We start from the raw sequence: 2,175 nt of genomic DNA, 5'->3' as shown, positions 1-2,175 counted from the left end.
CACATGGCGCTTCCAGGTCAGGCTTCAGCACCCTCCTGGAATCATCGCCATCCCGGCCACTCAACCCCGCCTCAGACCCTTACCGGACGGGCTCTGAGACGCGCACCTGCGGCGTCGCGATATTGGAGACCTTCGCGGCTGGCTTCGCGCAGGACGGGCCGGCGGTTCGGGCGGCGCTAACGACGTTTGGAGCAACGCGCAGGCCGAAGGGCAGATCAGTCGGCTGAAGATGCTTAAACGTATCATGTACGGCCGCGCCAGCTTGGCACTCCTCCGTCGCCGCGTGCTCCTCGCTGCCTGATCCACACAAAGTGCGGGAGAACCGCGAAGACGAGGGAGGATCAAAGGCTTGACCATTCTACCTGCGTTCGTCCACTTGGGCGTGAGCCAACAATGCGCACGATCGGATCTATGAGTCACCGCAGCACAATCGCACATTTGCTGTTCAGTCTGGGGCTAAACGGTGCTGCAGCTATCTCTTTCCGCAATCGACTCGTCAACGGGAATTTTTTCATCAATCAGCGGGGTGCGTCGAACGCTCCGACGGTGTACCCGCCGGGCGCGTTCATCCGGGATCGCTGGAAAGCGGGACCGGCAGGCTGCACCGCGGCTTGCGTAACGGCAGCCAACGGCGACACGACGATGCATATCGGCAAAGGGACCGTGCGGCAGGACGTCGAGGGCGCGCTCTACCTCTTAGAGGGCGGCCGCTATTGCTTATCATGGCAGGGCGATGCGATCGGACGCATCGTGGTCTCCGATACCACGCCAGTCTTCGAGTCTGGTCAGGTGGTCGCTTCAGATATACCGGCTGGGACGAATGCCATCGTAGAGTTCAGCTGTCGGTCTGGCGGCCCACCGGTGTCGCTGCGCCTCGCACAGCTCGAGCCCGGTTCGACGCCGACGGTGTTTGAGCGACGCGACGACGAAGCGATCCGATGTGGGCGGTACTTCCGCCGCATAGCCAAACCGCCGCTGCGCGGCGTGGTCTGCACCGTAGATATGGCCGCGCGATGCGGCATGCCCCTGTCGCCCACTATGGCCGTTGTGCCGAAGGTCAGCTTGGTGGAGCATTTGCCCGTGTTCGACGGCGCATCCATATCCATGGCAACCACGATCCTTACAGATTACAGCACGAGTGAAAGCATTGAACTTGATTTTGCGCTGTCGTCCGAGCTCACAGTTGGCCGGCCTGCCATATTCTTCGCCGGCCAAGGCGGAATACTAGATGTTGAAGCTGAGGTGGTTTTTTAATCTAGATCGTGTGTCATGTGCGGGCGCGGTATTCGTGCAACTCTCGGTGTTGCCTCAAGCGCATCGCGTATTGGCTTGCTTCACAACACTACGTATAGTGCCGCGCAGCTTGTGGTTTTTAATTTCTGCATCGACGCGCCTCCCGAGCTGAACTGTTTCAGTTATTGGCTAGATCGGCATCCGATCATGTTGGATCATATGCGTCGTAGCCTGCGGCGGCGAGATAGCGGCGGCATTCGGCTGGCGTGAAGCGTCTGAAGGCTCGTCGGATAGTGTCCCAGTGGTGGCTGATCGTGCGAGCAGCCTCGGCACGAAGAATGGCCTTGAGCTTGGCGAAGGCGCGTTCAATCGGGTTGAAGTCGGGGGAATAGGCCGGGAGATAGAGCAGCCTCGCTCCCGCCGCCTCAATGCACTCGCGGATGCCGCTGACCTTGTGGGCGGGCAGGTTGTCGAGCACGACCGTGTCGCCGGGCCTGAGGGCTGGGACGAGGGTTTGTTCGACATAGCCACGAAAGCGAGCGCCAGTCATCGGTCCATCGAAGAGTGCGGTGGCTGTCAGGCCGCTGGTGCGCAGACCGGCAGTGACCGTGATGGTTTTCCAGTGGCCGAACGGCACCGCCACCCGGCAGCGTTCGCCGCGCGTGGCTCGCCCATAGCGGCGGACCATCTTCGTGTTGGTGGCGGTCTCGTCGAGGAACGCGAGCTTGTTCGGGTCGAGATCGAGCTGGCCGTCTAACCAGGACAGGCGCGCGGCCTTCACGTCTTCCCGCTCCTGCTCGGCGGCGTGGTCAGTGTTTTTTGCGCGTGATGCCGTGGCGCTTGAAGAGTAAGCGCTGTCCTCAGGCCACGGCTTTGAGGGCTGGCGTTGGCTGGTAAGCCCATGGCAGCAGATCATCGAGGTGCCGTTGCGGATGGCCCTCG

1 protein-coding gene and 2 pseudogenes are annotated in these 2,175 nt (G+C 61.7%); 2 read left to right on the top strand and 1 reads right to left on the bottom strand.

All coding sequences use genetic code 11. From position 1 onward, the window contains the following. Together H288_RS34700 and H288_RS0131840 are read left to right on the top strand one after the other, a co-directional pair. Positions 1 to 301 (top strand): annotated as a pseudogene (locus H288_RS34700) (hypothetical protein); the annotation flags it as partial. 110 nt (positions 302 to 411) lie between these two features. Beyond that, a complete protein-coding gene (locus H288_RS0131840) occupies positions 412 to 1,254 on the top strand; it encodes a hypothetical protein (RefSeq protein WP_158684287.1) in 843 nt (280 codons plus the stop codon). A 184-nt stretch (positions 1,255 to 1,438) separates the two neighbouring features. Here the strand turns inward: H288_RS0131840 and H288_RS0131835 are convergent. Continuing rightward, positions 1,439 to 2,078 (bottom strand): annotated as a pseudogene (locus tag H288_RS0131835) (IS630 family transposase); the annotation flags it as partial. Positions 2,079 to 2,175 lie beyond the last annotated feature (97 nt).

It is taken from the genome of Methylobacterium sp. 285MFTsu5.1, assembly GCF_000383455.1.
In the GTDB taxonomy this organism is placed as follows: Bacteria; Pseudomonadota; Alphaproteobacteria; order Rhizobiales; family Beijerinckiaceae; genus Methylobacterium.
This window is presented reverse-complemented; position numbering and strand designations above follow the sequence as displayed.